Annotated in this window: 25 protein-coding genes; 9 read left to right on the top strand and 16 right to left on the bottom strand. The window is 68.8% G+C overall.

Going from position 1 to position 24,762, the window contains the following annotated elements:
- From rimI to V8J38_RS01075, 8 genes are all read right to left on the bottom strand, one after another.
- Complete coding sequence (rimI, locus tag V8J38_RS01040) at positions 1–435, bottom strand: ribosomal protein S18-alanine N-acetyltransferase (RefSeq protein WP_338577481.1); 435 nt, start codon at positions 433–435, stop codon at positions 1–3.
- Positions 432–1,148: a tRNA (adenosine(37)-N6)-threonylcarbamoyltransferase complex dimerization subunit type 1 TsaB gene (gene tsaB, locus V8J38_RS01045; protein ID WP_338577482.1), complete on the bottom strand. Its 717-nt coding sequence runs from the start codon at positions 1,146–1,148 to the stop codon at positions 432–434. The genes rimI and tsaB overlap by 4 nt, the downstream gene beginning before the upstream one ends.
- Before the next feature lie 57 nt (positions 1,149–1,205).
- Positions 1,206–1,574, bottom strand: a complete 369-nt coding sequence (locus V8J38_RS01050) for a helix-turn-helix transcriptional regulator (protein ID WP_338577484.1) — start codon at positions 1,572–1,574, stop codon at positions 1,206–1,208.
- 60 nt (positions 1,575–1,634) lie between these two features.
- Entirely contained in the window at positions 1,635–2,219 is a 585-nt protein-coding gene (locus tag V8J38_RS01055; protein ID WP_338577485.1) for a helix-turn-helix transcriptional regulator, read from the bottom strand.
- Positions 2,220–2,280: 61 nt separating this feature from the next.
- The gene (locus V8J38_RS01060) at positions 2,281–2,838 is read right to left on the bottom strand and encodes a NifU family protein (protein WP_312220217.1); all 558 of its coding nucleotides are present in this window, start codon (positions 2,836–2,838) and stop codon (positions 2,281–2,283) included.
- Positions 2,839–2,925: 87 nt separating this feature from the next.
- On the bottom strand, positions 2,926–3,393 hold the full coding sequence (locus V8J38_RS01065) for a universal stress protein (RefSeq protein WP_338577487.1): 468 nt from the start codon (positions 3,391–3,393) through the stop codon (positions 2,926–2,928).
- A gap of 206 nt (positions 3,394–3,599) precedes the next feature.
- A complete protein-coding gene (locus V8J38_RS01070; protein WP_338577488.1) occupies positions 3,600–8,462 on the bottom strand; it encodes an NAD-glutamate dehydrogenase in 4,863 nt (1,620 codons plus the stop codon).
- Positions 8,463–8,899: 437 nt separating this feature from the next.
- A complete protein-coding gene (locus V8J38_RS01075; RefSeq protein ID WP_338577490.1) occupies positions 8,900–10,084 on the bottom strand; it encodes an AI-2E family transporter in 1,185 nt (394 codons plus the stop codon).
- A gap of 116 nt (positions 10,085–10,200) precedes the next feature.
- Between V8J38_RS01075 and V8J38_RS01080 the strand changes: the two genes are divergently transcribed.
- Positions 10,201–11,715 carry a helicase HerA-like domain-containing protein gene (locus V8J38_RS01080; protein ID WP_338577492.1) on the top strand — a complete coding sequence of 505 codons (1,515 nt, stop codon included), beginning with the start codon at positions 10,201–10,203 and terminating at the stop codon, positions 11,713–11,715.
- Positions 11,716–11,807: 92 nt separating this feature from the next.
- Entirely contained in the window at positions 11,808–12,167 is a 360-nt protein-coding gene (locus V8J38_RS01085; protein ID WP_338577493.1) for a DUF3060 domain-containing protein, read from the top strand.
- Positions 12,168–12,171: 4 nt separating this feature from the next.
- On the opposite strand, the gene V8J38_RS01090 is transcribed toward V8J38_RS01085, so the two are convergent.
- Complete coding sequence (locus tag V8J38_RS01090) at positions 12,172–13,323, bottom strand: MltA domain-containing protein (RefSeq protein WP_338577495.1); 1,152 nt, start codon at positions 13,321–13,323, stop codon at positions 12,172–12,174.
- On the bottom strand, positions 13,323–13,940 hold the full coding sequence (gene timA, locus V8J38_RS01095; RefSeq protein ID WP_338578648.1) for a TIM44-related membrane protein TimA: 618 nt from the start codon (positions 13,938–13,940) through the stop codon (positions 13,323–13,325). Before timA ends, V8J38_RS01090 begins: the two co-directional genes overlap by 1 nt.
- A gap of 254 nt (positions 13,941–14,194) precedes the next feature.
- Here timA and secB point away from each other — a divergent pair, with 254 nt between their 5' ends.
- Positions 14,195–14,707 carry a protein-export chaperone SecB gene (gene secB / locus V8J38_RS01100; protein WP_291780472.1) on the top strand — a complete coding sequence of 171 codons (513 nt, stop codon included), beginning with the start codon at positions 14,195–14,197 and terminating at the stop codon, positions 14,705–14,707.
- Positions 14,708–14,812: 105 nt separating this feature from the next.
- Entirely contained in the window at positions 14,813–15,154 is a 342-nt protein-coding gene (locus tag V8J38_RS01105; RefSeq protein WP_338577497.1) for a putative quinol monooxygenase, read from the top strand.
- On the opposite strand, the gene dnaQ is transcribed toward V8J38_RS01105, so the two are convergent.
- From dnaQ to V8J38_RS01135, 6 genes are read right to left on the bottom strand one after another with little or no spacing between them, the layout of a single operon-like run.
- On the bottom strand, positions 15,112–15,837 hold the full coding sequence (gene dnaQ, locus V8J38_RS01110; RefSeq protein ID WP_338577498.1) for a DNA polymerase III subunit epsilon: 726 nt from the start codon (positions 15,835–15,837) through the stop codon (positions 15,112–15,114). The genes V8J38_RS01105 and dnaQ overlap by 43 nt on opposite strands.
- A gap of 37 nt (positions 15,838–15,874) precedes the next feature.
- Positions 15,875–16,690 carry an aminoglycoside phosphotransferase family protein gene (locus tag V8J38_RS01115; RefSeq protein WP_338577500.1) on the bottom strand — a complete coding sequence of 272 codons (816 nt, stop codon included), beginning with the start codon at positions 16,688–16,690 and terminating at the stop codon, positions 15,875–15,877.
- A complete protein-coding gene (coaE, locus tag V8J38_RS01120) occupies positions 16,687–17,310 on the bottom strand; it encodes a dephospho-CoA kinase (protein WP_338577502.1) in 624 nt (207 codons plus the stop codon). The genes V8J38_RS01115 and coaE overlap by 4 nt, the downstream gene beginning before the upstream one ends.
- Complete coding sequence (locus V8J38_RS01125; RefSeq protein ID WP_338577504.1) at positions 17,307–18,146, bottom strand: shikimate dehydrogenase; 840 nt, start codon at positions 18,144–18,146, stop codon at positions 17,307–17,309. The genes coaE and V8J38_RS01125 overlap by 4 nt, the downstream gene beginning before the upstream one ends.
- Positions 18,143–18,742, bottom strand: a complete 600-nt coding sequence (locus V8J38_RS01130) for a nucleoside triphosphate pyrophosphatase (RefSeq protein ID WP_338577505.1) — start codon at positions 18,740–18,742, stop codon at positions 18,143–18,145. Before V8J38_RS01130 ends, V8J38_RS01125 begins: the two co-directional genes overlap by 4 nt.
- Positions 18,739–19,608 carry a pyruvate, water dikinase regulatory protein gene (locus V8J38_RS01135; RefSeq protein ID WP_291780450.1) on the bottom strand — a complete coding sequence of 290 codons (870 nt, stop codon included), beginning with the start codon at positions 19,606–19,608 and terminating at the stop codon, positions 18,739–18,741. Before V8J38_RS01135 ends, V8J38_RS01130 begins: the two co-directional genes overlap by 4 nt.
- A gap of 484 nt (positions 19,609–20,092) precedes the next feature.
- Here V8J38_RS01135 and hemE point away from each other — a divergent pair, with 484 nt between their 5' ends.
- The 5 genes from hemE to V8J38_RS01160 all read left to right on the top strand — a co-directional run bounded on the left by hemE (position 20,093) and on the right by V8J38_RS01160 (position 24,746).
- Positions 20,093–21,127 carry a uroporphyrinogen decarboxylase gene (gene hemE / locus V8J38_RS01140; protein WP_338577508.1) on the top strand — a complete coding sequence of 345 codons (1,035 nt, stop codon included), beginning with the start codon at positions 20,093–20,095 and terminating at the stop codon, positions 21,125–21,127.
- Positions 21,124–22,203: a ferrochelatase gene (hemH, locus tag V8J38_RS01145; RefSeq protein WP_338577510.1), complete on the top strand. Its 1,080-nt coding sequence runs from the start codon at positions 21,124–21,126 to the stop codon at positions 22,201–22,203. The genes hemE and hemH overlap by 4 nt, the downstream gene beginning before the upstream one ends.
- A gap of 10 nt (positions 22,204–22,213) precedes the next feature.
- On the top strand, positions 22,214–22,681 hold the full coding sequence (locus tag V8J38_RS01150; RefSeq protein ID WP_338577512.1) for a CopD family protein: 468 nt from the start codon (positions 22,214–22,216) through the stop codon (positions 22,679–22,681).
- A gap of 251 nt (positions 22,682–22,932) precedes the next feature.
- Positions 22,933–24,432 (top strand): transcription termination factor Rho, encoded by a 1,500-nt coding sequence (rho, locus tag V8J38_RS01155; RefSeq protein WP_338577514.1) that lies wholly within the window; start codon positions 22,933–22,935, stop codon positions 24,430–24,432.
- A gap of 74 nt (positions 24,433–24,506) precedes the next feature.
- Complete coding sequence (locus tag V8J38_RS01160) at positions 24,507–24,746, top strand: DUF6489 family protein (protein WP_003166554.1); 240 nt, start codon at positions 24,507–24,509, stop codon at positions 24,744–24,746.
- The last annotated feature ends 16 nt before the right edge of the window (positions 24,747–24,762 follow it).

Below are 24,762 nucleotides of genomic sequence, written 5' to 3' on the forward strand. Positions count from 1 at the left end.
CTATCGAGAAAAGTTCAGGACCAACGTCAGCGCATCCTCTCGGCGTCCGTCCGCATGCGAATAATAGCCGCGTCGCCGCCCCATCTCGACGAAGCCGCTTCGGGCGTACAGGGCGCGGGCGGCGCCGTTGCCCTCGGCGACTTCCAGGAACATCCGTTCGGCGCCCAGGGCGGCGGCGCGCACCACCGCCGCCTCGACCAGTCGCGCGCCCAGCCCCGCGCGCTGCGCCGAGGGCCGCACCGCCAGGGTCAGAATCTCGGCTTCGTCGACCACGACGCGGATCAGGATGAAGCCGCCCTCCTCGGCCACGGCGAATACGCCCGGCGAGGCCAGGAGTTCGGCCAGCACCGCCCGGTCCCAGGCCGCCGCGAACGCCTCGGCGTGGATCGCGGCGAGGCGAGCAGGATCGACCGCCGGGAAGATCGGGTCGCTCACGCGGCGGGCTGACGCGGCTGGCCCGGCAGACGGCTGGGCGACGTGGCGTCGGGCGCGCGCAGATAGAGCGGCTGCGGCGGGGCGGTCGTCGGATCGGCGGCCAGGGCGACGGCCGCCAGCGCCTCGGGCGCGGGAGCGGGCAGGGGATGCAGGGCGGCGCTCGCCAGTTCAGGGAAGGCCTCGGCCAGCACCTCGGCCCCGCTTCCGACCAGGACCGGCCGCGCGTCCCCGGTTTCAGCCTGAATGCGGTCGCGCGCCGCCTCGAGGGACAGCGCCTCCGCTTCGCGGAGCGCCACGCCGTCGCGGAACAGACGCGCATAGACCTGTCCCCGGCGGGCGTCGATGACAGCGGCGACCAGGCCCTCGGACGGGACCGAGGCCGCCAGGGCGTCCAGGGTGGAGATTCCGACCACCGGCCGATCCAGCGCCGCGCCCAGCCCCAGGGCGAAGGCCAGGCCGACACGCAGGCCGGTGAAGGAGCCCGGCCCCACCGTCACCCCGATGCGCGCCATCCCGTCGAAACCGCCCGCCTCCGCCGCCGCATCGCGCGCCAGTCCGCCCAGTCGCTCCTGATGGCCCTTGGTCATCAGCTCGACGCGCAGGCCCAGGTGCCGGGGCTGGGGCTGGGGCTGGGGCTGGGCGTCGCCCGCTTCGCCCTCGAACACTCCGACGGCGCAGGCGCCCAGCGCCGTGTCGATGACCATGATCTTCATGGCCCTGTCCCTAATGCGAAACCGGCGCGGATGCGACCGCTTCAACGCCGAAGACCGTCAGGCCGCCGCCATGGCCTGGGCGACGCGGGTCAGGGCGCGACGCGCGCCGGCGTCGGGAATCCGCGCGAAGGCCTCGGCCAGACCTCGCCCTTCGGCGCTGGTCAGAACCGGGTGCAGCAGCTCCGCCTCGCCCTCGGTCTCAGGTCGCGCTGGGAAGAAGTCGCCCACCGAACAGCCCATGGCCATCGCCGCCTGATGCAGACGCGAGGCGGAGACGCGATTGACGCCGGTCTCATACTTCTGGACCTGCTGGAAGCTGACTCCCAGTTCTCGCGCCAGAACGGACTGGGACCAGCCGAGGGCGGAGCGCCGGGCGGCGATGCGCAGGCCGACGGCCTGATCGATATGATGGCTGCGACGCGACATGATCCCTCCGACTTCAACCAGAGAGTTTCATGAATGACGGAGCAATACAACTATTTTGTTTCATTCATCGTCAAAGCGCGCGGTCACAGCCGACATCGACTGGATGCGTGAACGCGCGATCCGCTCCGTCCGGTCCAGACCGCCTGCGCCGAGAACCACGACTTCGGCGTCGTCGGCGCGATCATAGAGGCGAACCCTCTGGGCGCCGTCGTCGATCTGGATGACGCAGCCCTGGCCCCGCCGGGGCCAACGCCCCGGCACATACTCCAGCACCGTTCCGGCCGACGCCCAGGGCGCCAGTTCGTCCGTCTCCAGCCGCAGCCGACGGGTCTGAAGGGGCGCGCCGTCGAAGACGCGGCCGCGGGCTGAAAGTCCAGTGGCGGGAAGGGCTTCAGGCGAAGCCGGCTCGCCGCCCATCTGCAGGACCAGCGCCTCGGGCGTTGCATCCAGGGCGCCGGTCAGGCGGCGCTGGACGTCGGGACGGAACAGGTTGGAGCGTTTGCCCGCCTCATACAGGCCCCAGCCCTGGCTGGTCATGCCGATCCTTGCGCCCGCCTCGGCCTGGCTCAACCCGCGTTCACGCCGCAGCGTCGCCAGGGCCTCGCCCAGGGCGCGAGCCTGGGATGTCTCGTCCGAACCGCTCATGACGCCATCATGCCCGAGGGCGCGCCGTCCGACGAGTGTTTCATGTGAAACAGGGCGGCGCTTACAGCACCTGTTCGACGCTGGTCACCTCGGGAACGTAATGGCGCATCATCTGCTCGACCCCGGCCTTCAGGGTCGCGGAGGAGGAGGGGCAGCCCGCGCAGGCGCCGCGCATCCGCAGACGCAGCACGCCGGTTTCCTCGTCGAAATGGTCGAACAGGATGTCGCCGCCGTCCTGGGCCACCGCCGGACGGATGCGGCTGTCGAGCAGGCCCTTGATCTCGGCGACGATCTCCGTGTCCTCGCCGGCGTCTTCGCTCACGGCTTCACCGGCTCGAACCAGGGGCGCGCCAGAGACGAAATGATCCATGATGACCGACAGGATCGGCGCCTTCATCTCGCTCCAGTCGGGTCCCTGCGCCGCGCGGGTGACCGAGACGTAGTCGGCGCCGAAGAAGACCCCCTCGACCCCTTCCAGTTCGAAAAGGGCCTCGGCCAGAGGCGAGGCGGCCGCCTCGTCGATGGTGCGATACTCCAACACGGCCTGCGGGGCGACGTCGCGGCCCGGCAGGAATTTGAGCGCGTTGGGATTGGGCGTGGCTTCGGTCTGGATGAACATAAGCCCCAGATGCGCCCTGCCGCGGCCCGGTTCAAGTGGGCGCTCAAGCAGCGAGCCGCAGCAGGGCGAGCGATAGCGCCCCTTGGATCAAGCCAGATCCAGAATCTCGTCGTCGGTCAGTTCGCCGGGAACGATGGTGACGGGCAGCTTGCGGCCGGTCAGGGCGGCCCCCTGCTTCAACACCGCCGACACCAGGGGGCCTGGGCCGCGTCCGTTGGCCCCGGCCGCCAGGATCAGGATCTTGATGTCGGGATCGTCGCCCACCGCCTTGCGGATGGCGGCCTGGGGGTCGCCTTCCTCGATCAGATAGACGGGCGGCGCGCCCGAGGTCTCGGCGACCTTCTCGCCGAGCCGGGCCAGCAGGCCTTCGGCCTCCTCGCGCTGCTGGCGGCGGATTTCATCGCGGACGCCGGACCAGTGCTCGTCCGATCCGCCGGGCAGGGCGCGCAGCAGGACCACATGGCCCCCGGTCGAACGGGCGCGGCGCGAGGCGTAGGCCAGGGCGGCGCCCAGCTCGGGACTGTCGTCGACGACGACGAGGAACTTCCTGGGCATGGGCCCTCCGGTTCACTGAACAGCAGGCGCCACCTAAACCGACCCCGCCCCAAACGCCAAGGCCCGCCCGCCTCGCCAGACGACGAAACGGACGAGCCCTGATTTTCTCGCGACGAATGATCGCGCTCCAAGAAGCGCTCAAGCAGCGAGCCGCCGCGCGGCGAGCGTAGCGCGTGACGGCGTGCTTTCGCCCGACGTCACTCTGCTTAAGAAGCTGAAGCCAACACCTCGCGGATCGCGCCGTTGGCGATGGTCAGCTTGGCGAAGGTCCAGCCGGAGCCCGAGGTCTCGATCTCGTCGACCGAGCCGCGCAGGGCCTCCACCTGATCCATGCGGGCGCCGATCCAGGCGTCGACCGCCTGTTCCGCGCTGTCCTCGCCGGCGCCGGCCGCCTCGGCCGAGGCCTTGGCCACGGCGCTGGTCAGCTGCTGCTGCTCGGTCATCAGGTCCTGGATCAGGCGACGCACGGCCAGGCGATCAAAGTGATCGCCCGACGGCACCGACCCGGCCGCCACGCGCAGGCGGTCGAAGTCGAAGGCGGCGCCGACCTGGTGATAGACGCGGGCCATGGCCGGAGCGTCCCAGCCCAGTTCGCCAGCCAGGTCGCCGATGTCGGCCGTGGCCACCATCGGACGCAGCATGGCGATGTCGCGCGCCAATTCTTCCGGCGCGCCCAGACCGATGAAGGTCTGGACCCGGCCTTCGTAGCGGGCGTGCTCATAACGCGACAGCACTTCGGGGCCGGCGGCGCGCAGGGCGTCTGCGGCGGGCTGATAGGCGGCGATCATGCCGCCGACCGTCGTCTCGGTGCGCGCCGCGCGACGCGCCAGCCAGAAGGTCTGGCGACGCAGGACCAGGGCGATCTCCTGATACAGGGCCGTCTGGGCCTCGGCCGGGATCTTCAGGTCCAGGGCCGACACCGCCTTCCAGGCCTCGTCGAGGCGGAAGACGTGACGCGCGGTCTCGAAGGCCGTGACCATGGCGGCGGTGTCGCACTCGGCCGCCGCGCGCAGGCGGTCGGCGAAGGTCGGGCCGGCCATGTTGACGATCTCGTTCGACAGCACGGTGGCGATGATGTCGCGACGCAGGCGGTGGCCCTTCATGTCGCTCTCGAACTGGGCGAGCGGCGTCGGGAAGTAGTCGACCAGCATCCGCTCGAAGAAGGCGTCGTCCGGCGCGGCCGAGGCGACGATCTCATCGAACAGTTCGAGCTTGGAATAGGCGGTCAGAACCGCCAGCTCCGGCCGCGACAGGGCCTGGCCCTGCAGCTTCATCTCGGCCATGCGGACGTCGTCGGGCAGGTATTCGACCGCCCGGTTCAGCTTACCGATCGAAACCAGGTGCTGCATGAAGGCCTGCTGTGCGTCCAGGGCGTTCGCCCCTTCGGCCTGTTGCAGGGTCAGGGCCAGCGTCTGATCGTAGTTGTGACGCAGGACGTTATGCGCCACCTCGTCCGTCATCGACTTCAGCAGGGCGTTGCGATCCTCGGCCTTCAGATGGCCCGAGGCGATGGCGCCGCCCAGCAGGATCTTGATGTTCACTTCCTGGTCGGAGGAGTCCACGCCGGCCGAGTTGTCGATGGCGTCGGTGTTCAGCCGCACGCCGACGCGCGCCGCCTCGATGCGACCCAGCTGGGTCATGCCCAGGTTGGCGCCTTCGCCGATGATCTGGGCGCGAACCTCGCCGCCGTTGATGCGGATGGCGTCGTTCGCCTTGTCGCCGACCTGCAGGTTGGTCTCGCCGGAGCCCTTGATGTAGGTGCCGATGCCGCCGAAGTAGAGCAGTTCGGCGCGGGCCTTGAGGATGGCCTGCATCAGGGTGACCGGGTCGACGCTGTCCGCCTCGATATCCAGAAGTTCCTTGATCTGAGGCGTCAGGGCGATCGACTTGGCCGAGCGCGAGAAGACGCCGCCGCCTTCGGAGATCAGGCTCTTGTCATAGTCCTGCCAGCTGGTGCGCGGCGTCTCGAACAGGCGCTTGCGCTCGGCCCACGACTTCGCCACGTCCGGGTTCGGGTCGATGAAGATGTCGCGGTGATCGAAGGCGGCCACCACCTTGGTCGCCTGCGACAGCAGCATGCCGTTGCCGAAGACGTCGCCGGACATGTCGCCGACGCCGACCACGGTGAAGGGCTCCGTCTGGATGTCCTTGCCGACTTCGCGGAAGTGGCGCTTGACCGCCTCCCAGGCGCCGCGCGCGGTGATGCCCATCTCCTTGTGGTCGTAACCGGCCGAGCCGCCCGAGGCGAAGGCGTCGTCCAGCCAGAAGCCGTAGGACTGGCTCACCCCGTTAGCGATGTCCGAGAAGGTCGCCGTGCCCTTGTCGGCGGCCACGACCAGATAGGGGTCGTCGCCTTCCCAGGCCACGACATTCGCCGGACGCACCGGCGCGCCGTCGCCGACGATGTTGTCGGTGATGTCCAGCATCCCGGACAGGAAGGTCTTGTAGGCGCGGATGGCCTCGGCCTGCGTCTCCTCGCGCGTGCCGCCGACCGGCAGTTGCTTGGGATAGAAGCCGCCCTTGGAGCCGACCGGCACGATGACCGAGTTCTTGACCTGCTGGGCCTTCACCAGACCCAGGACCTCGGTGCGGAAATCGTCACGACGATCCGACCAGCGCAGACCGCCGCGCGCCACCGGGCCGAAGCGCAAGTGCGTGCCTTCGACGTACGGCGCCCAGACGAAGATTTCGCGGAAAGGCTTGGGCAGGGGCAGGTCGGCCAGTTCCTGGGCCGCGATCTTGATCGAGATGTGGGCCTTCGGATTCCCCTCGGCGTCGACCTGATAGAAGTTGGTGCGCTTAATCCCGTCGATCAGGGCCGAGATCCGGCGCAGGGCTCGGTCGTGATCCAGGCTCTTCACGTCCTGCAGCAGGGTCTCGATCTTCGCGTCCAGTTCAGCCACGGCCGCTTCGCGCTCGGCGACCGAACCGCCATGGGCCGGGTCGAACTTGGCCTTGAACAGGGCCAGGATGGCGCGCGCTGCGTCGGGGTATTCGCGCAGGGCCGCTTCCTGAACCGACTGGGAGGGGTCCAGACCCGTCTGCTGGCGGTAACGCGCCAGGGTGCGGATCAGGGCCGCCTCGCGCCAGTCGACGCCCAGCTCCAGCACCAGGCGGTTGAAGCCGTCGCTCTCGGTACGGCCGTTCCACACGGCCTTGAACGCCTCCTCGAACGGGGTCTTGAGGTCGGCGAAGACCAGGTCGGCGCCGCGCGGGTCTTCCAGCAGGAAGTCGTGGATGTAGATCGGCTCCTGGCCGATCGTCCGCACGACGTGGTCGGATTCCTCGAGCGTCTTCAGGCCCATGTCGGCCAGAATCGGCAGCACGTCGGACAGCGGCACGGCCGACCCGCGGCGATACAGCTTGAAGCGGAACTGCAGGTTGGTCTCGTCGGCCGTGCGGAAGGCGCGCACCGCCACCGGCTCGGCATGGACGCCGTCGGCCGCCGAGCCGTCGTTCAGGCGATCGAACTGCTCCAGGTCAGCCACTGCCTCGGCCGCGTCGTAACGGTCGCGGAAGGCGACGCCGAAACCCTCGGCCCAGCGGGCGCTGGTCGGGCCGACGGCGGCTTCGTCCACCCCGGCCAGGCGCAGGGCGCGCTCGAACCGGTCGATCCAGCTGCGTCCGGCCTCGGCCACCTCGGCCTCCAGGGCCTTCAGGTCGGGCACGGGGTGCTCGCCCGGCGTCACGCCGATGATGTAGTGGACGCGCGTCAGCGGCTGGTCGCTCAGCTGCGGATACCAGGCCGAGACGCGGCCGCCCCAGGCCTTGGCCAGAATGCCGCCGATGCGCTGGCGCAGGCCCGCGTCGAAACGCTCGCGCGGGATGAAGCACAGCACAGAGACGAAGCGGTCGAACGGATCGCGGCGCGTGAACAGGCGGATGCGCGGACGATCATACAGGTGCAGGACGCCCAGCGCCGTATCCAGCAGCTCGTCCTCGCCGATCTGGAACAGCTCGTCGCGGGGGTAGTTCTCGAGGATGTTCTTCAGGCGCTTGTGATTATGGCTGCCCGGAGTCTTGCCGGCGCGTTCCAGCGCATTGGCCACCTTGCGCCGGATCAGCGGCACCTCCTTGGCCATCTTGTCATAGGCCTCGGCGGTGAACAGGCCGACGAAGCGCGTCTCTCCGGTCGGCTTGCCGTCGGCGTCGTAGCGTTTGACCCCGACATAATCCATGTAGGCCCGCCGGTGGACCCGCGAACGCATATTGGCCTTGGCCACGGTGACCGGATCGCTCTCGTCCAGCTGGCGCTGCATGGCGGCGGTCAGGACGGCCGGCTCGGAGGCGCGGCGCAGCACGCGGCGCTCGGGATCGCTGAGAACGCCCAGACCGTCGCTGGACTGGTTCAGCGGCGCCTCGGCCTCATACGAACCGGACGCGTCGCGCGGATAGTCGTAGTCGCGGGCGCCCAGGAAGACGAAATGGTCGCTCTTGGCCCAGCGCAGGAACTCGAGATTCTCCTTCAGCACCTCGGGGTCCACGCCCTTCGGCGGCGCGGCCTCCAGACGCTGGACGGCCTCGCGCATGGCCTGAACCATGGCGCCGTGATCGCGCACGGCGGCGCGGACATCGGCCATGGCGGTCGCCAGACCCTCGCCCAGGGCGTCACGACGCTCCTGCGGCAGGGGATCGATGACGACGATGATCAGGGAGTCGCGACGGCCCGCCTCGATCTCGACGATCGGGTGGAACAGGGCCCGCACGGTGACCCCCGCCTCGGCCAGGGCGACCAGGACGCTGTCGACCAGGAACGGCCCGTCGTCCTGCAGGATCAGGATCTGGTCATAGCCGGTGTTGACGCCGGCGGCGTCGGCCAGCGGGCCGACGGTGATGCGGGCGGGCTCGCCCGCCTTGCGCGCCTCGGCGCCGCGCCAGGCGCCGGCCAGCAGGACGGCCAGGTCGTCGCCGCCGAGTTCAGGCGTCTCATCGGCGGAATAGTCGTCGAAGGCCTGAGCCAGCAGAGTCTTCTCCGCCGCGCCCGGCGGCGCCGCAATCCGCGCATAGGCCGCCTCCAGCGCTCCCAGGTCGGCGGGAACGGCGGGAACGATGCGCGAAGCAGCGGACATGACTCAGGTCTCGAACGGCGCGGTGGAAAACCGCTGGGGAAAACAGCCGCACCTTAGCGCTCCCGGCGAGAACGGCTAGGCCGTCGAGGCCCTGAAACACAGGGAATTTCGGTGTGCAGCGCACCATGTTGCGCCAGAGGCCCAGTTGTGGACGGTTTTGGCCCTGGTCGCCGTCGAACCGAGAAACAAAAGCCCCAATTCCGCCGTGATCGGACAGAAGCGGCTTAAGCTTCAATCCAAAAACAGGCCCTGAAACGAACAAGGCCGTCGAACGGAGTCCGACGGCCTGCTCGGTCCGACGCTCAGGAGGGGGAGGGGAAGCGCCGGCCTAGGACGTCGCGGTCCGGGAGGGGGAGGGGAGGACCGCGTCGTCGTGTGGGGGTGAAATAGGCGTCGATTGCGGCAGTTCAAGGACAAGAAGAGAAAATTTTCGAGTTCTATGTCTGCGGCGGGACGTCGCGGCCCCGGATACGGCGAAGCCAGGATGATCGTCCCCAGACGGAACGTTTCTGGGCGGCGTCTTCTTCCGCCCCCTTGACCTTGACCTTGCCCGGCCGCTTGGCGGCGTAGGGTTCGCCGTCGCCCGACAGCAGGACCGCGATCCAGCGCGAGCCCTTGAACTCAGCCAGGATGGCCATGGCCATCACCGCCAGCGGCGTCGACAGGAACATCCCCGCCACGCCCCACAGCTTGCCCCAGAAGGCCAGGGCCAGCAGCACCACGATGGGGTCGATGTTCTGATTGTCGCCCTGCATCCGCGGCTGGACCAGATTGCCGACCAGGAACAGCAGGGTCTGCAGGCCCACGAACAGGATCAGGGCGGGCCAATAGCTCTCGAACTGGACCAGGGCGAACAGGGGCGGGGCGCAGCCCGCCACGGCGCCGCCCAGCACCGGAATGAAGCCGACGATGAAGATGACGAAGGTCCAGAACTCGGCGTTCTGAAGCCCCACCGCCCGCATCAACACCCAAGCCACGGCGCAGATCATGGCCCCGGTCACGGCCTGGACCCACAGATAGCCCTCGACCCCGCCGCGCACGCGCTCGAACACCTCCAGCGCCTCCTGGCGCGGGCCGCGTTCAGGGAACATGCCGACCATCTTCTTGCGGAAGCCCGCCTGGGAGGCCAGCAGGAAGCCCAGGTAGATCATGACGAAGAAGGCGCCGGTGGCGGCCCCCTGCACCTGGAAGGCCGTCGTGGTCAGCCAGCCGCGCACGTCGATGCCGGCGATCATGTCCTGCAGGGTGGGCGGGTCGCTGACCCCGACCAGGGCCGAGACGTCCCGGCTGATCTGGTCGATGCGCGGGCCGATGCTGCCCGCCACGCCCGAGGCGTCGGTGAAGAAGCCCGCCGCCCCGTCGACGATGATCCAGATGGACAGCAGGAAGCCCAGCACCACCAAGATCAGGGCGGCCGCCCCCGCAAAGCGCGGCGGAACGGGGGTGCGACGTTCGATGGCGCGCTTCACCCCGTCGATCATGATCATCAGGAACAGGGCCATGGCCAGAGGCGTCAGGATGTCCCTGAGCCAATAGAGGGCCGCGCCCGCCGCCACGACGGCGATCAAGACCACCGCATTCGTGGCCGGGGAGGAATGACTGACGGTGATCGGAAGCTTCATGGCGGAACTGTCGTCGTGGCCGGGAACCGCGTCAATCGCTGTAAACCGCCGAGGTTCCGCCTTGCGGCGACGGCGTGGTGGATTAAGCATGGCGGAGCACGCAGGAGACCCGCTTCATGACCGACGCCCCCGCCCTGTTTCTCGGCCAGTCCTTCGAGGGCGCGCCCGAGCGCCTCTTGCTGAACCGGGCCAATCGTCACGGCGTCGTCGCCGGCGCCACCGGAACGGGCAAGACCGTGACCCTTCAGATCATGGCCCAGGGCTTTTCCGAAGCGGGCGTCCCCGTCTTCTGCGCCGATGTGAAGGGCGACCTGTCCGGCATCAGCCAGGATGGCGGCGTGGAGAAGTTCGCCGAACGCGCGGGCAAGATGGGCCTGACCCTGAACGGCAAGTCGGCGCCCGTCGTCTTCTGGGACCTGTACGGCCAGAAGGGGCACCCGATCCGGGCCACGGTCTCCGATGTCGGTCCGGTCCTGCTGGCCCGGATGCTGGAGTTGAACGACGTGCAGGAAGGGGTGCTGACCGTCGCCTTCCACGTCGCCGACAAGGAAGGCCTGCTGCTGCTGGACCTGGAGGATCTGCGCGCCCTGCTGGCCTATGTCGGCGAGAACGCCCAGACCATCGGCCGCGAGGTCGGCAACGTCTCGCCCACCTCCATCGCCGCCATCCAGCGGGCCCTGCTTCAGCTGGAGCAGCAGGGCGGCAAGGCCTTCTTCGGCGAACCGGCCCTGCGTCTGGAGGACATGATGCGCACCGCCCTGGACGGCCGGGGCCAGGTAAACGTGCTGGACGCCACGCGACTGATGAACAGCCCGCGGCTCTACGCCGCCTTCCTGCTGTGGCTGCTGTCCGAACTGTTCGAGCAACTGCCCGAGATCGGCGACCCGGAGAAACCGCGCCTGGTCTTCTTCTTCGACGAGGCCCACCTGCTGTTCAACGACGCGCCCAGGGGTCTGCTGGAGAAGGTCGAGCAGGTGGTGCGCCTGATCCGCTCCAAGGGCGTCGGCGTCTATTTCGTCACCCAGAACCCGGCCGACATTCCCGACAGCGTCCTGGCCCAGCTGGGCAATCGGGTGCAGCACGCGCTGCGCGCCTACACCCCTGCCGAGCAGAAGGGATTGCGCGCCGCCGCCCAGAGTTTCCGCGCCAATCCCGCCTTCGACACGGCCGAGGCCATCCAGGCCCTGGGCGTGGGCGAAGCCCTGGTATCGACCCTGGACGAAAAGGGCGCGCCGACCGTGGTGGCCCAGACCAAGATCCGTCCGCCCGACTCGCGCCTCGGCCCGGCGACCGAGGCCGAACGCGCCGCGACCATGGCCGCCAGCCCGGTGCGCGGCGTCTATGACACGGCGGTCAACCGCGAGTCGGCCGAAGAGGTGCTGAAGGCCCGCCGCGCCCAGGCCGACCGCATCGAAGCCGAGACCGCCACGGCGGCGGCTGAAGCCAAGGCGGCGGAAAAAGCCGCCCGTTCGACCGCTGCGTCCCGCGCGCCGGCCGCGCCGCGCCCGCGCGCCTCGTCCAACCGGCAGACGCCGATGGAGGCTCTGACCAAGTCGGTGCTGCGAACCGCCGGCTCGACCATCACCCGCGAACTGCTGCGCGGCGTGCTGGGCAGTCTGAAAAAACGATAGGCCGGGCGCCATCAGGTCCAGCTTGCGGGAACCCGGCCAAGCTTCAGCGCATTTGAGCTCGGCCTCCAACCTGACCGTCTGGATTCCTGCCCATGCTGATTTCGCCTGGCGCCTCCATCGTCGTTACGGCTCTTGCCTTCCTGCCGACCCAGATCGGCGCGGTAGACATCGGTCCTGAGCTCATAGAGGTCGCGGGCATGGGCCACATCCGGACCATCCCCTGCGAAGGTCGACGCGTCGAGGTTGAGGGCACGGGCCACGCCCTGACCTTCACCGGCGTCTGTTCGGGTCTGGAACTGTCCGGCGCGAACAACTTCGTCACCATCACCCTGTCGCCGAACGCCGTGCTGGACGTCTCGGGCAGCGGTCAGGCCGTGCGCTGGCGTTCGTCCGGCGAGCCCCGCCAGAGCCTGAGCGGCGCCAACAACAGCGTCGTCCGCGTCCGCGACTGATCAGTCAGCCGCGCGGGACAAGGCGCCACATCCGCAAGGGGTGGCGCACCGCCCCCGCCTCATGCCCCGCTGCGTCGCCTCGGCCGATGTAGAGATCGGCGCGCACGGGGCCGCGGATCGCCGAGCCGGTGTCGAGCGTCATGACCAGACCGCGATAGCTGGCGCGCGCGCCGCGCAGATTGCCGCCGTCCGCCTCGATCCAAGCCGCCTCGCCGTAGGTCCAGCGCGACGGATCCACCGCGACCGACCGGCGCGCAGGCAGAGGCACCCCCGCCGCCCCCGTCGCCTCGTTTCCGTCGTCGGCGCTGGTGGTGAAGAAGATGTAGCGGGGGTTCAGCGCCATCACCCGACGCGCCTCGGCTCCGCGATGGGCGGACAGCCAGCCGCGGATGGCCTCGCCCGAGGTCCCGTCGCGCGGCAGCAGACCCTGTTCCGCCATCGGCCGGGCGATGCCGACGAATTTGGCCCCGTTGTCGGCGGCGTAGGCGGCCCTCAGACGGGCGCCGTCCGGGAAGGTCAGGGTTCCCGAACCTTGAATCTGCAGGAAGAAGAGGTCCTCGGCCTTCATCCAGGCCAGGACGGAGGACTGGGCCGAGCCCGCCTCGATGGCGGCGCGATCGCCGACGCCGGCCAGATTGGCCGGGCGGCTGAGGACCGGGGCGTCGAACTCCGCGTCCGGAACGCGACGGGCCGGATACTCAGGCGCGAAATAGGCGGTCAGCAGGCCGCGTCCGCCGTCGTCGGTGCGGACTTCGGTCGCAGTGAAACGGCTTTCAAGGAAGGCGCGCGCATCGCTGGGATTGGCCTGGGCGGCCAGGGCGCGCGCGTCGCGACAGGTTTCGACGGCGATACGCGACGGACCGCAGCCGGCGGCGTAGGCGCGCAGGGCGGCCAGGTGATCCTCTTCGGACCAGCCGGGCAGGGCGGCCAGGCTGAGCTCGCCGACTGCGGGCGGAGATACAGGCGGGGACACGGGCGGCGGGACGGTCGGCGCAGGTCCGGGACCCGGCGTGGGAACCGGGCGCGGGGTCGAGACGCAGGCCGCGGCCAGCAGGGACAGGGCCAGGACGCCGGACAGACCGCCCAGTCGCCCAAGCGGAGCCGTAAGGAGACGGGCCGCGCCCGTCTGATCGAGGGGCGCGGACCGAGCCGTCATCAGGCGGTCGCCGGCTCGACGCGGGCCAGGGCCCAGTTGGGGTCGGACGCGCCCAGACGGCGCTCGAAGGTCCAAATCTCGGCGGTGCGCCGCTCCTCGGTCACCGTCTCGCCGCCCGAAGGCGTGAGCGAGCCGCGCACCTCGGCCAGGAAGCGCACCCTGGCCAGGGCGCGGTCGCCCTCCGCCGTCGCCGACTCAAGATCGGCGCGCGGCGGATGGACCAGTTCGGCGCCCTCCGTGTCGCCCCGGGCTTCGCGCGCCGCGATCCCGGCCTCGAACGAGCCCATGACCTTGTCGGTCAACAAGGGGCGCAAGGCGTCGCGGTCGCCCTTGGCGTAGGCGCGCACGATGGTCTCATAGGCCTGGCGCGCGCCCTCCAGGAAGCGGTGCGGGTCGAAGTTCGGCTCGCGCGCCTTCAGCCCGGCGATCGCCGCCGTCAGGGCGGGATCGACGACAGGTCCGCGCGGGGCCTCGGGCGCCCCTGCCGGAGCAGCCGGAACCGGAGCGGGCTTGGGGTTGTCCTCGGGCTGACGGCCGACCTTCTTGCCCAACACATTATAGAGCTGGAACAGCAGCACCGCCGCGATGACGGCGAAGATCACGATCTGAAAGGTCACCGGCACGGTGGGTTCCTCGGCTAGTCAGGCCTCATCTTCCCGGGCGGGAAACGCCTCGGGGTTTCCCCCGGGAGGCGAAAAGGCAGGTCGTACAACGTGATTAGGGGTCGATCCGGGCGGACGCAAGGCGAAGCGAGGGACGAACGCCGGTCTCGACGTTGCGACACAGGGTCCCGCCATGCTACCGCCGCCCTTCACGCCCGCCTCCGGAGGGAGCGGGACGCCTCCATTTCTGCAAGACGGTTTCCAGACTCATGACCGACGCCACGCCGCCCGCCGACGCCAACGGCCAGACGCCCGACCAAGCCCAGCCGCAAGGCCCCGGCTTCCGTATCCTGGCCCAGTACGTCCGCGACCTGTCGTTCGAGAACCCCAAGGCGCCGGACAGCCTGCGCATCGACGGCAAGCCGGCCATCGACATGGGCGTCGAAATGAACGCCCAGGGCCGCCCCGACGGTCTGTTCGAAGTCGATCTGAAGCTGTCGATCAAGGCCACGGCCGACGACAAGACTCCGGTGTTTCACGTGGAACTGCTCTACGGCGGCCTCTTCGCCCTGCAGGGCGTCCAGCCCCAGGACATCGAGCCCCTGCTGCTGATCGAATGCCCGCGCTACCTCTTCCCCTTCGCGCGCCAGATCATCGCCCAGGCCACCGCCGACGGCGGCTTCTACCCGCCCTTCATGGTCGACCCGATCGACTTCGCCGCCATCTATGTCGCCCGTCAGCAGCAGATCGCGGGCGCCCCGGCCGAGACCGGCCAGGCATAAAAAAGGGTCGCTAACGCGAGGCGCGCGGCGCCTCGCTGCTTGAGCGACTATCTATGAGAGAGGGGCGTCTAGTCGGACGCCCCTTTTTCTTGCGCTGGAGGGTCCGTGCTCAAGGTCATCGCTGAGGACTTCATCAAGCCCGAACATGTCGAGACGGTGCGGCCTCTCTACGCCGAACTGGTGCGGCTGACGCGGCAGGAGCCGCTGTGCCGCGCCTATGATCTGTTCGAGGATCGCAAACAGCCCGGCCATTTCATCTTCATCGAGGAATGGCCCGACCAGGCGGCGCTCGACGCCCATTGCGCCAGCGAGCACTTCCGGCGCCTGGTCCCCCAGATCGACGCCCATCAGGCCAGGGCCGGGACCTATATCCTGATGAAGCCCGTCCTGGCGGGCCCCGCCGATCAGGCGGCTTCTTCAGCCTCGATCTCGACCGTCACTCCATAGCCCGCCCACAGGCTGAAGTCCTTGAGCGTCGCCTTGAGGAAGGCCAGGTGCGCAGCCTCTTCCTCTCCCGTGACCAGGGCGGGGAGGGGGCGGGGCCGGGCGCCGTAGGCCGCGCGCTCCGCCGTCTCCGTCGCACCGCTGCGCGTCGAGGTCAGGTCCAGCGCCCGCTCCTTGCCGCCGCGCAGTTCCAGATAGACTTCGGCCAGCAGACGGGCGTCGATCAGGGCGCCGTGCAGGGTGCGCTCGACCAGGCTGATCTTGTAGCGTTTGCACAGGGCGTCCAGCGAGTTGGCCATGCCCGGAAACCGCTTCTGGGCCAGGGCCAGAGTATCGATCCAGCGGTCCTGCGGCGGCGGCTTGCGACCGATGCGGCCGATCTCGAAGTCGATGAAGTTGCGGTCGAAGTTGGCGTTGTGCGCGATCAGGGGCGCATCTCCCAGGAACTCCATCAGATCATCGACGACCTCATGGAATTTGGGCGCATCCTTCACCTTGTCGTCGGTGATGCCGTGCACCTTGATGGCGTCCGGGGGGATCAGCCGCTCGGGGTTGATGAAGCGATGGAAGGTCCGCCCCGTCGGCAGCAGGTCCTCGATCTCGATGCAGCCCACCTCGATCAGCCGGTCGCCGGTCTTGGGATCGAAGCCGGTGGTTTCAGTGTCGAGAACGATTTCGCGGGCCATGTCCCTTAATGCCGGGGTTCGGCCCTGAACGAAAGCCTCAGACCTCCAGAGTCCGACGGATGGCCTGAGCGACCTCCAGACTCCGCGCCGCCTCCTCGCGGTTCTCATCCTCCAGATGCCAGGCGGCGGAGAGGCAGGCGTGACAGAATCCCCAGGCCAGGATCGCCTGTGCCGGCCGTCCGACCGCCGGCGCCAGGGTCCGGGCTAGACGCTGCGCCCGCTCGGGATCGGTTCGAAGATCCAGCCGCTCCACAGGATTGTAGAGCAGATTGGCCGCATCATAGGCCGGATCGCCCAGGACGCCGTGCGGATCGATCGCCAGCCAGCCGCGTGGGCCGTGCAGGATGTTGTCGTGATGAAGATCGCCGTGCAGCGGCCGGATCAACACACCTTCCGACATCAGGCCCGCTGCCAGGCCTGCGGCCTCGCTGAACAAGCCGCCCTGATTGTCGGCCTCAAGCCTCAACGCCGCGAAACGGTCCTCCATGGTCTGGAGGCCCCCGGCCGGGCGATCCGAAAGCGCGTGAAGCGCGCCCAGCACATCGGCGGCGATGCGGGTCGCGGCGGCGTCGCCCTCGACGTCCAGCACCGAGGTCAGGGTGCGGCGGCCGGCGTCCTCAAGCCATTGCCAATCCCCCTCCGCGTCCAGAAGGCGGATCGCGCCGGCTCCGTCACGCCAACGCAGCCAGGCCAGGGCCTGGGGCGCGTCCGGCGGCGCCTGCGGGCTCAAACGTTTGACCACGCTCGTGCGGCCGTCGCTGTCCACGGCTCGCCAGACCGAGCCGCCAATCCCCTCGGCCAGGAGGGTCAGCTTCGTCAGCTTCCAGACGGAAGGGACCGCGGGCGGCGTCATGCTCCGGCGGCGCTCGTTGGCGATCGCCAGTCCGGCGCCAGAACGGTCTTCACGACCGCGCGCACCTGATCGCGCGCGGCGTCCAGCCCGTGACCCGTGTCGATCAGGAAATCGGCGCGCGCACGCTTTTCGGCGTCCGGCGTCTGGCGCGCCAGGATGGCTTCGAACCGTTCGGGCGTCATGCCGGGACGGGCCAGGACGCGCTGCGCCTGAACCTCGGCGTCCGCCGTGACCACGACCACGGCGTCGACGAAGGCCTCGCCGCCGGTCTCGAACAAAAGAGGGATGTCCACGACCGCCAGCCGGGCGCCCTGCGCGGCCGCCGTCTTCAAGGTCTCGGCCCGGTCAGCCGCGACCAGCGGATGGACGATGGCCTCCAGCCGCTGGAAGGCGGCCTCGTCGCTTCCCAGGGCTTCGGCCAGACGCGACCGATCCACAGCCCCGTCCACGACCACGCTGGAAAAGGCCTGCGCCAACGGAGCGACCGCCGCGCCGCCGGGGGCGTAGAGGCGATGAACGGCGGCGTCGGCGTCCCACACCACGGCGCCTTCGTCAGCGAACATCCGCGCCGTGGTCGACTTGCCCATGCCGATGGAGCCGGTCAGGCCGAGGACGATCAAACCGCTTCTCCGAGATGCGCCAGAAGCAGGGCGCGCAGGTCCAGCGGCGGCGGCGGGCGGCGGAAGATGGCCTCGAACGACGGCGTCGCCTGGCCGATCAGCATGGCCAGACCGTCCACGGCGGTCAGGCCGCGCGCCCGCGCCGCCGCCAGCAGGGGCGTGACGACAGGCTTGTAGGTCATGTCCATGACCACCGCCGACGGCTTGAGCGTTTCCAGCGCGATGTCCGGCGCCACGCTCAAGGCGTTGATGACCAGATCGGCGTCTTCCAGGACGCCGGCGTCCGGGGCGACCGAAACGGCCGGGCCCAGATCGGCGGCCAGAGCCTCGGCCCGCTCGCGCGTGCGGTTCAGGATGGACAGGGCGGCGCCCGCCTCGATCAGGGCGCCCGCGCCCGCCCGCGCCGCGCCTCCCGCGCCCAGGATGACGACGGAGGCGCCGTTCAGCTTCAACCCCGGCGCCTGTTCCGCCAGGGCGTAGAGCACGCCCGCGCCGTCGGCGCTCTCGGCCCGCACCCGGCCCTCTTCAAAGACCAGGATGTTGGCCGAGCCGGTCAGGCGCGCCGCCGCCCCAGCTTCATCGGCCAGGGCGAAGGCCTGTTCCTTGAACGGCGCCGTGACGTTGACGCCGGCGATCAGCCCCGCGCGGCCCGCCGCCACCAAAGCCTCGAACCCCGCCGCATCCCGGGGCGCGAAAGCGGCGTAGGCGGCGTCGATTCCGCCCGCCTCCAGCCAGGCGTTGTGGATCACCGGGCTGAGCGAATGGCTGACCGGATACCCGACGATGCCGCCCAGCAGGGCGGCGCCGGTGATGCGGCCGACAGGCTTGCCGTTCATGATGCGATCACCCCCGCGCGACGCAGTTCGGCCAAGACCGGCCACAGCGGCAGGCCCAGGACCGTGAAATAGTCGCCTTCCACCGCCTCGAACAGCTGCGCGCCCAGCCCCTCGAGCCGGTAGGAGCCGACGCAGGACAGCAGCGCCTCGCCCTCCGCCGCCAGATAGGCGTCGAGGAAGGCGTCGGAGAAGTCCCGCATCTTCATCTCGACCGTATCGACCCCGGACCAGACGACCTGGCCGTTGCGGGCCAGGGCGGCGCCCGAATGAAGCTGATGCGTGCGGCCGCGCATGGCCGACAGCCGTTCACGCGCGGCGTCCAGCGTCGCCGCCTTGGACACCAGACCGCCGTCGAAGGCCAGGGTCTGGTCGGCGCCCAACACCCAGGCGTCGGCGTCATGGCGCGATACGGCCAGGGCCTTGGCCCGCGCCAGCTCGACCGCCAGCTCGACCGGATCGACGCCCGGCGTCTTCAGCGCGTCCTCGTCCACATCGGCGACCTGGACGACGAAAGGCACGCCCGCGTCGCTCAACATGGCGTGGCGCGCGGCGCTCTTGGAGGCCAGGATCAGGCGTTCGCCGTCGGTCGTCGTCACATCGGGGCTCCCAGCTTGCGGCTGCGCCGCTCGCTCAACAGGTTGATGATGGCGGCCGCCGTCTCCTCGACCGAGCGGCGCGTCACATCAATGGTCGGCCAGCCCCGCCGCTCGAAGGCGCGTCGGGCCTTGATGGTCTCTTCGCGCACGGCGTCATGATCGACATAGGCCGAGGCATGGCCCGCATTGAGCCCGTCCAGCCGATTTCGGCGGATCTGCACCAGGCGATCAGGCGACACGGTCAGGCCGACGACGAGGGGATTCTTCAGCCCGGTCAGCCGCTCGCCGTCCTCCTGGCCGGGCACCAGGGGCACATTGGCCGCGCGAATGCCTCGATGCGCCAGATAGATGCAGGTCGGCGTCTTGGAGGTGCGGCTGACGCCGCACAGCACCACGTCCGCCGCCTCCAGCTGCTCCAGCGTGCCCTGGCCGTCGTCATGGGCGATAGCGTAGTCGAGCGCGCTCATGCGGTTGAAATAGCCCGTATCCAGGGCGTGCTGCGCCCCGACCCGGGCCGAAACGTCCGCCCCCAGATAACGCGACAAGGCCCCCACCAGCGGGTCCAGCGCCCCGATCTGCGGCATCTGCAGCCGACGGCAGCCTTCCTCCAGCTGCTCGCGCAGGTCCCGATCGACGAGGGTGTGCAGCACCACGCCGGGGGCTGCGGCCACCTCTTCAAGCACGCGATCCATCTGCTTGGTCGACCGCACCAGGGCGTAGATGTGCTCGATCGGAATGACGCCGTCGAAGCGGGCGATCACCGCCTTGGCCATGGCGTTCAGCGTCTCGCCGGTCGAGTCCGACACCAGGTGGACGTGAAAATAGGTGGCCAGGCGCGAGGCGCCGGGAGGGCGGGCGGGGCTCATGAGGACGGCGTCTCCTTCTCCGAACCGGTCAGACCATCCCCGCGCCCTGTTGAAAAGCCGGGGCGCCGTTCGTGAAAGACCGGGCGCCGAATCCTCTAGCAAGCCCCGACGCCGGTCGCGAGCGGGGATCGCGGGCGCCGTCGCCCCGATCGGCGCCGGAGTCGTCCGCCTGGGCGCCGGAGATTCATCCCGTTCTGGGGGTCGGACAATTTGTCCAACAACGGCGCCCGTGGATTCACCCACAACGGCGCCCAGAGAGGAAGCCGAGTCCCGCGGGTGTTTCACGGCTTATCCCCACGACTCACACCCCGCCTTGTAAACGCCCGGATTTCTCCGTCGCCGACAGGGGACAAAAGGGAGTCGAACCGGGACTGTCGACACTTATCCCCGCGCTCCCCGGCCCTGCTTCCAACCTCTAATTCTTTCAATTCTTAAATCTGAATAGGGATTGAGGCTTGAGGGTGTGCATCCTAAAGGCCGAGACATGAGCACGCCCCTTCTGATCCAGGCTCTCCAAGGCCGAACCCTTTCTCGCCCGCCCGTGTGGTTCATGCGTCAGGCCGGGCGCTACCTGCCGGAATACCGCGAGCTGCGAGCCAAGGCGCCGGACTTCATCGCCTTCTGTCTGAACCCTGAGATGGCGGCCGAGGCGACGCTGCAGCCGATGCGCCGTTTCGGCTTCGACGCCGCCATCGTCTTCGCCGACATCTTGCTGATCCCCGGCGCCCTGGGCCAGAAGGTGTGGTTCGAGGCGGGGGAGGGGCCGCGCCTGGGCGCTCTGCCGTCCGTGCAGTCGATGGCCGACAAGGCTCAGCAGGCTGGAGAAGCGCTCAAGGCCGTGGGCCAGACGCTCAGCCTGGTGCGCGCGGAACTCGAGCCGGAACGGGCCCTGATCGGTTTCGCCGGGGCGCCGTGGACCGTGGCCACCTATATGGTGGACGGCGAACACCGCACCATGGGCAAGGGCGAGCGCGGTCTGGCGCGCACCTACGCCTACACCCAGCCCGAGATCGTCTACGGCCTGCTGGACGTGCTGGTGGAAGCCACTGCCCGCTATCTGAAGATGCAGCAGGACGCCGGCGCCCAGGTCCTGAAGATCTTCGAGAGCTGGGCCGAGGGCCTGCCCGACGATCTGTTCGAGACCCTGGTGCTGAAGCCGCATCAGAAGCTGGTCGCCCGCGCCCGCGAACTGGGGGTCACCGTGCCTCTGATCGGCTTCCCGAGGGGCTCGGCGGCCCTGGCTGAACGCTATGCGCGCGAATGCGACGTGCAGGGCGTGGCGCTGGACACCGCCTGTCCCCTGGAGGTCGGCCAGCGCGTCCAGGCGATCAAGCCCATCCAGGGCGCGCTGGACCCCCTGCTGCTGCGCGCGGGCGGCGACGCCTTGGACCGCCGCGTCGACCAACTGATGGAGGCCTGGGGCCAGGGGCCGTGGATCTTCAATCTGGGCCACGGCATCCTGCCGGACGTTCCGATCGCCCATGTCGAACAGGTGCTGAAGCGGATCGGCGCCCAATGAACAAGGCCGCCACAAACCCCGAGGGACGACCCAACCGGCGCGTGGCGGTTGTTCTGACCAATCTGGGCGGTCCTGATCGCCCCGAAGCGGTCAAACCCTTCCTGTTCAACCTGTTCAACGACCCGGCGATCATTGGCTTGCCGGGGGTGTTCCGCACGCCTCTGGCGAAGCTGATCTCCAGCCGTCGCGAGACCTCGGCCCAGGCCAACTACGCCCTGATGGGCGGCGGCTCTCCCCTGCTGCCCGAGACGCAGAAGCAGGCTGAAGCTCTGTCGCGCGCCCTGGCCGACGCCGCGCCGGGCGACGACAGCCGCGTCTTCATCGCCATGCGCTACTGGCATCCGCTGACGGAAGAGGCGGCGGCGGCGGTCAAGGCTTTCCAGCCGGACAAGATCGTCCTTCTGCCCCTCTATCCGCAGTTCTCGACCACCACGACGGCCTCCTCGCTGAAGAAGTGGACCGAGTGCTACGACGGCCCCGGCGAGACCCACGTCGTCTGCTGCTATCCGGACGCTGAGGGGCTGATCGAGGCCCAGGCGCGTCTGATAAGGCAAACACTTGATAAGGCCGAAGGAAAGCCGGTTCGGGTGCTGTTCTCGGCCCACGGCATCCCTGAGAAGCTGGTCGCCGCCGGCGATCCTTATCAGGCTCAGGTCGAGGCCACCGTGGCCGCCGTGGTCGAGCACATGAGCCTGACCGATTGGGCCATCTGCTATCAGAGCCGGGTCGGGCCGCTGAAATGGCTGGGACCGGCCACGCCGGACGCCATCGAGCAGGCGGGCCGGGACGGCGTGGGCGCCGTCGTCGTGCCCATCGCCTTCGTCTCAGAACACATCGAGACCCTAGTCGAACTGGACATGGAATACGGCGAATTGGCGCACAAGGTCGGTTGCGCCCCTTATTTACGCGCCCCGACGGTCAGCGCGGACCCGGTCTTCATCACCGCCCTGGCCCAAGCGGTCGAGCGGGCGCTGGAGACGCCGGGGATCGCGCCGCAGGGGGCTTCTCAGGGCGGACCATGCGCCCACTTGAAAGCCTGTCCGTCTGGCTGTTCAAAGGTCTCCAGGGCGGCCTGAGGGGAGCGACATGGACTATTACAACCTGGCCCGCGGGCTGCACATTCTGGCGGTGATCGCCTGGATGGCCGGAATGCTCTTCCTCCCGCGTCTGTTCGCCTATGACGCCGAGCAGAACGCCAAGCCCGAACCCCTGCGCGGCGAGGTGCAGGCCCTGTTGCGGGTCTGGCAGACGCGTCTGCTGCGCATCATCATCAATCCGGCGATGATCCTGGCCTTCGTCTTCGGCGGCTGGCTGCTGTGGCTGCGCAGCGGCGACGGCGCCGACTGGTCCTTCGCCCATCAGCCGTGGATGGTGACCAAGCTGATCGGCGTCTTCTTGTTGGCGGCTTGGCACGGCTTCCTGGCTGGGCAGCGCAAGAAGATCGCGGCCGGCACGTCGAAATATTCGGGGCGTTTCTGGCGGATGACCAATGAGATTCCCTTCGTCCTGGCCATCATCATGGTGTTGTCGGTGACGATGGAGTGGACATTCTAGAAGTCCTGACGCGAGCGACGGGGGCGCGCGCTGCTTGAGGGCCCTTGACCCGCGCGGGTCTTTCGTGGTTCCGCTACGGTGAACCGTGCGGCCGATCCGTGCAGTGCGGTCCCTCTCTTTTCGCGACGCCTGCCGGTTCGAACCTGCGGGAGACCGTCGCCCTCCCTCCCAGCCCCTGCGGCTGAAGCCATCGACGACCTTCTGCTCTTGGGCGCCCTGCGGCGTTCGGGTGCGCGAACGAGCACGCCATCATGACCGATACGCCTGAGACGCCGGAAACCGAAGTCCCTGAAAACACGGCGGAAACGCCTGTCGAGCGGCCGCGCCGCACCCTGAGCCTGGGCGGCAGTCGCGCCGCCGCGCCAGTCGAGGAAGCCGCGCCGGAAGAAACCGTCGTCGCGCCCGTCGCCGAAGACGACGACCACGGCGTCGACACCACGGCCGAGGACGACGATGAGGACGACGACGGCGAGCCCATCGTCCCCAACGGCCGCATCACGCTTCAGGAACTGAACGAGAAGACGCCGGAAGACCTGGTCGCCTTCGCCGAGGGTCTGGACATCGAGAACGCCGGCAACCTGCGCAAGCAGGACCTGCTGTTCGCCATCCTCAAGACCCTGGCCGATGAAGAGGTCGAGATCATCGCCTCGGGCGTGCTGGAGATCCTGCCGGACGGCTTCGGCTTCCTGCGCAGTCCCGACGCCAACTACCTGCCGGGTCCGGACGACGTCTATGTCTCGCCGTCGCAGATCCGCCGCTTCGGCCTGCGCTCGGGCGACACGGTGCACGGCGCCGTGCGCGGCCCGCGTGAGGGCGAGCGCTATTTCGCCCTGCTCAAGGTCGACACGATCAACTTCGAAGATCCGGAGATGGTCAAGACCAAGGTCCTGTTCGACAACCTGACGCCGCTCTATCCCGAAGAGCGCCTGCACATGGAAATCCAGGACCCGACGCTGAAGGACCGCTCGGGTCGGGTCATCGACATCGTCGCCCCGCTCGGCAAGGGCCAGCGCTGCCTGATCGTCGCCCCGCCGCGCGTCGGTAAGACGGTCATGCTGCAGAACATCGCCAAGTCGATCGAGCGCAACCACCCGGAAGTCTTCCTGATCGTCCTGCTGATCGACGAACGCCCCGAAGAAGTCACCGACATGCAGCGCACGGTGAAGGGCGAGGTCGTCGCCTCTACCTTCGACGAGCCCGCCTCGCGCCACGTCGCCGTCGCCGAAATGGTGATTGAAAAGGCCAAGCGCCTGGTCGAGCACAAGAAGGACGTGGTGATCCTGCTGGACTCCATCACCCGCCTGGGCCGCGCCTACAACGCCACCGTTCCGTCGTCGGGCAAGGTGCTGACCGGCGGCGTCGACGCCAACGCCCTGCAACGTCCGAAGCGCTTCTTCGGCGCCGCGCGCAATGTGGAGCAGGGTGGGTCGCTGACCATCATCGCCACCGCCCTGATCGACACCGGCAGCCGCATGGACGAGGTGATCTTCGAAGAGTTCAAGGGCACCGGCAACTCGGAAATCGTCCTAGACCGCAAGGTCGCCGACAAGCGCATCTTCCCGGCCATCGACGTGCTCAAGTCCGGCACCCGGAAGGAAGACCTCATCACGCCGAAGGATCAACTGGCCAAGACCTATGTCCTGCGCCGTATCCTCAACCCGATGGGCCCGCAGGACGCGATCGAGTTCCTGCTCGACAAGCTGCGCCAGTCGAAGAACAACGGCGATTTCTTCCAGTCGATGAACACATAATTCCTGCCCTGGCGCCGCCCGCCCGGCGGGCGGCTGCTTGAGGGCGTGTTTCACGTGAAACAAGTGAGGGCGTTATGAAGCTGAACATCGAGATCGATTGCACCCCGGCAGAGGCCCGCGCCTTTCTGGGCCTGCCGGACGTGACGCCGCTCAACGATCATCTGGTCGCCGAGATGCAGAAGCGCATGGACGCCAACATGGCCGCCATGCAGCCCGACGAACTGATGAAGACCTGGACCAGCTTCGGCGTTCAGGCCCAGGATCAGTTCCGCCGCCTGATGGAAGCCGCCGTCACGGGCGCGGCCAAGCCCTGAATCTGAAGACGTGGGC

Origin of the sequence: Brevundimonas olei (assembly GCF_037055245.1) — a bacterium.
In the GTDB taxonomy this organism is placed as follows: Bacteria; Pseudomonadota; Alphaproteobacteria; order Caulobacterales; family Caulobacteraceae; genus Brevundimonas; species Brevundimonas olei.

Bases quoted from the DNA above. Each gene is read 5' to 3' on its own strand.
- V8J38_RS01135 (WP_291780450.1), bottom strand. From the start codon at position 19,608: ATGAGCCCCGCCCGCCCTCCCGGCGCCTCGCGCCTGGCCACCTATTTT.
- hemE (WP_338577508.1), top strand. From the start codon at position 20,093: ATGAGCACGCCCCTTCTGATCCAGGCTCTCCAAGGCCGAACCCTTTCT.
- hemH (WP_338577510.1), top strand. From the start codon at position 21,124: ATGAACAAGGCCGCCACAAACCCCGAGGGACGACCCAACCGGCGCGTG.
- V8J38_RS01060 (WP_312220217.1), bottom strand. From the start codon at position 2,838: ATGTTCATCCAGACCGAAGCCACGCCCAATCCCAACGCGCTCAAATTC.
- V8J38_RS01150 (WP_338577512.1), top strand. From the start codon at position 22,214: ATGGACTATTACAACCTGGCCCGCGGGCTGCACATTCTGGCGGTGATC.
- V8J38_RS01085 (WP_338577493.1), top strand. From the start codon at position 11,808: ATGCTGATTTCGCCTGGCGCCTCCATCGTCGTTACGGCTCTTGCCTTC.
- V8J38_RS01050 (WP_338577484.1), bottom strand. From the start codon at position 1,574: ATGTCGCGTCGCAGCCATCATATCGATCAGGCCGTCGGCCTGCGCATC.
- dnaQ (WP_338577498.1), bottom strand. From the start codon at position 15,837: ATGGCCCGCGAAATCGTTCTCGACACTGAAACCACCGGCTTCGATCCC.
- V8J38_RS01090 (WP_338577495.1), bottom strand. From the start codon at position 13,323: ATGACGGCTCGGTCCGCGCCCCTCGATCAGACGGGCGCGGCCCGTCTC.
- V8J38_RS01115 (WP_338577500.1), bottom strand. From the start codon at position 16,690: ATGACGCCGCCCGCGGTCCCTTCCGTCTGGAAGCTGACGAAGCTGACC.
- V8J38_RS01065 (WP_338577487.1), bottom strand. From the start codon at position 3,393: ATGCCCAGGAAGTTCCTCGTCGTCGTCGACGACAGTCCCGAGCTGGGC.
- V8J38_RS01075 (WP_338577490.1), bottom strand. From the start codon at position 10,084: ATGAAGCTTCCGATCACCGTCAGTCATTCCTCCCCGGCCACGAATGCG.
- rho (WP_338577514.1), top strand. From the start codon at position 22,933: ATGACCGATACGCCTGAGACGCCGGAAACCGAAGTCCCTGAAAACACG.
- V8J38_RS01125 (WP_338577504.1), bottom strand. From the start codon at position 18,146: ATGAACGGCAAGCCTGTCGGCCGCATCACCGGCGCCGCCCTGCTGGGC.
- tsaB (WP_338577482.1), bottom strand. From the start codon at position 1,148: ATGAAGATCATGGTCATCGACACGGCGCTGGGCGCCTGCGCCGTCGGA.
- secB (WP_291780472.1), top strand. From the start codon at position 14,195: ATGACCGACGCCACGCCGCCCGCCGACGCCAACGGCCAGACGCCCGAC.
- V8J38_RS01055 (WP_338577485.1), bottom strand. From the start codon at position 2,219: ATGAGCGGTTCGGACGAGACATCCCAGGCTCGCGCCCTGGGCGAGGCC.
- V8J38_RS01080 (WP_338577492.1), top strand. From the start codon at position 10,201: ATGACCGACGCCCCCGCCCTGTTTCTCGGCCAGTCCTTCGAGGGCGCG.
- V8J38_RS01070 (WP_338577488.1), bottom strand. From the start codon at position 8,462: ATGTCCGCTGCTTCGCGCATCGTTCCCGCCGTTCCCGCCGACCTGGGA.
- V8J38_RS01160 (WP_003166554.1), top strand. From the start codon at position 24,507: ATGAAGCTGAACATCGAGATCGATTGCACCCCGGCAGAGGCCCGCGCC.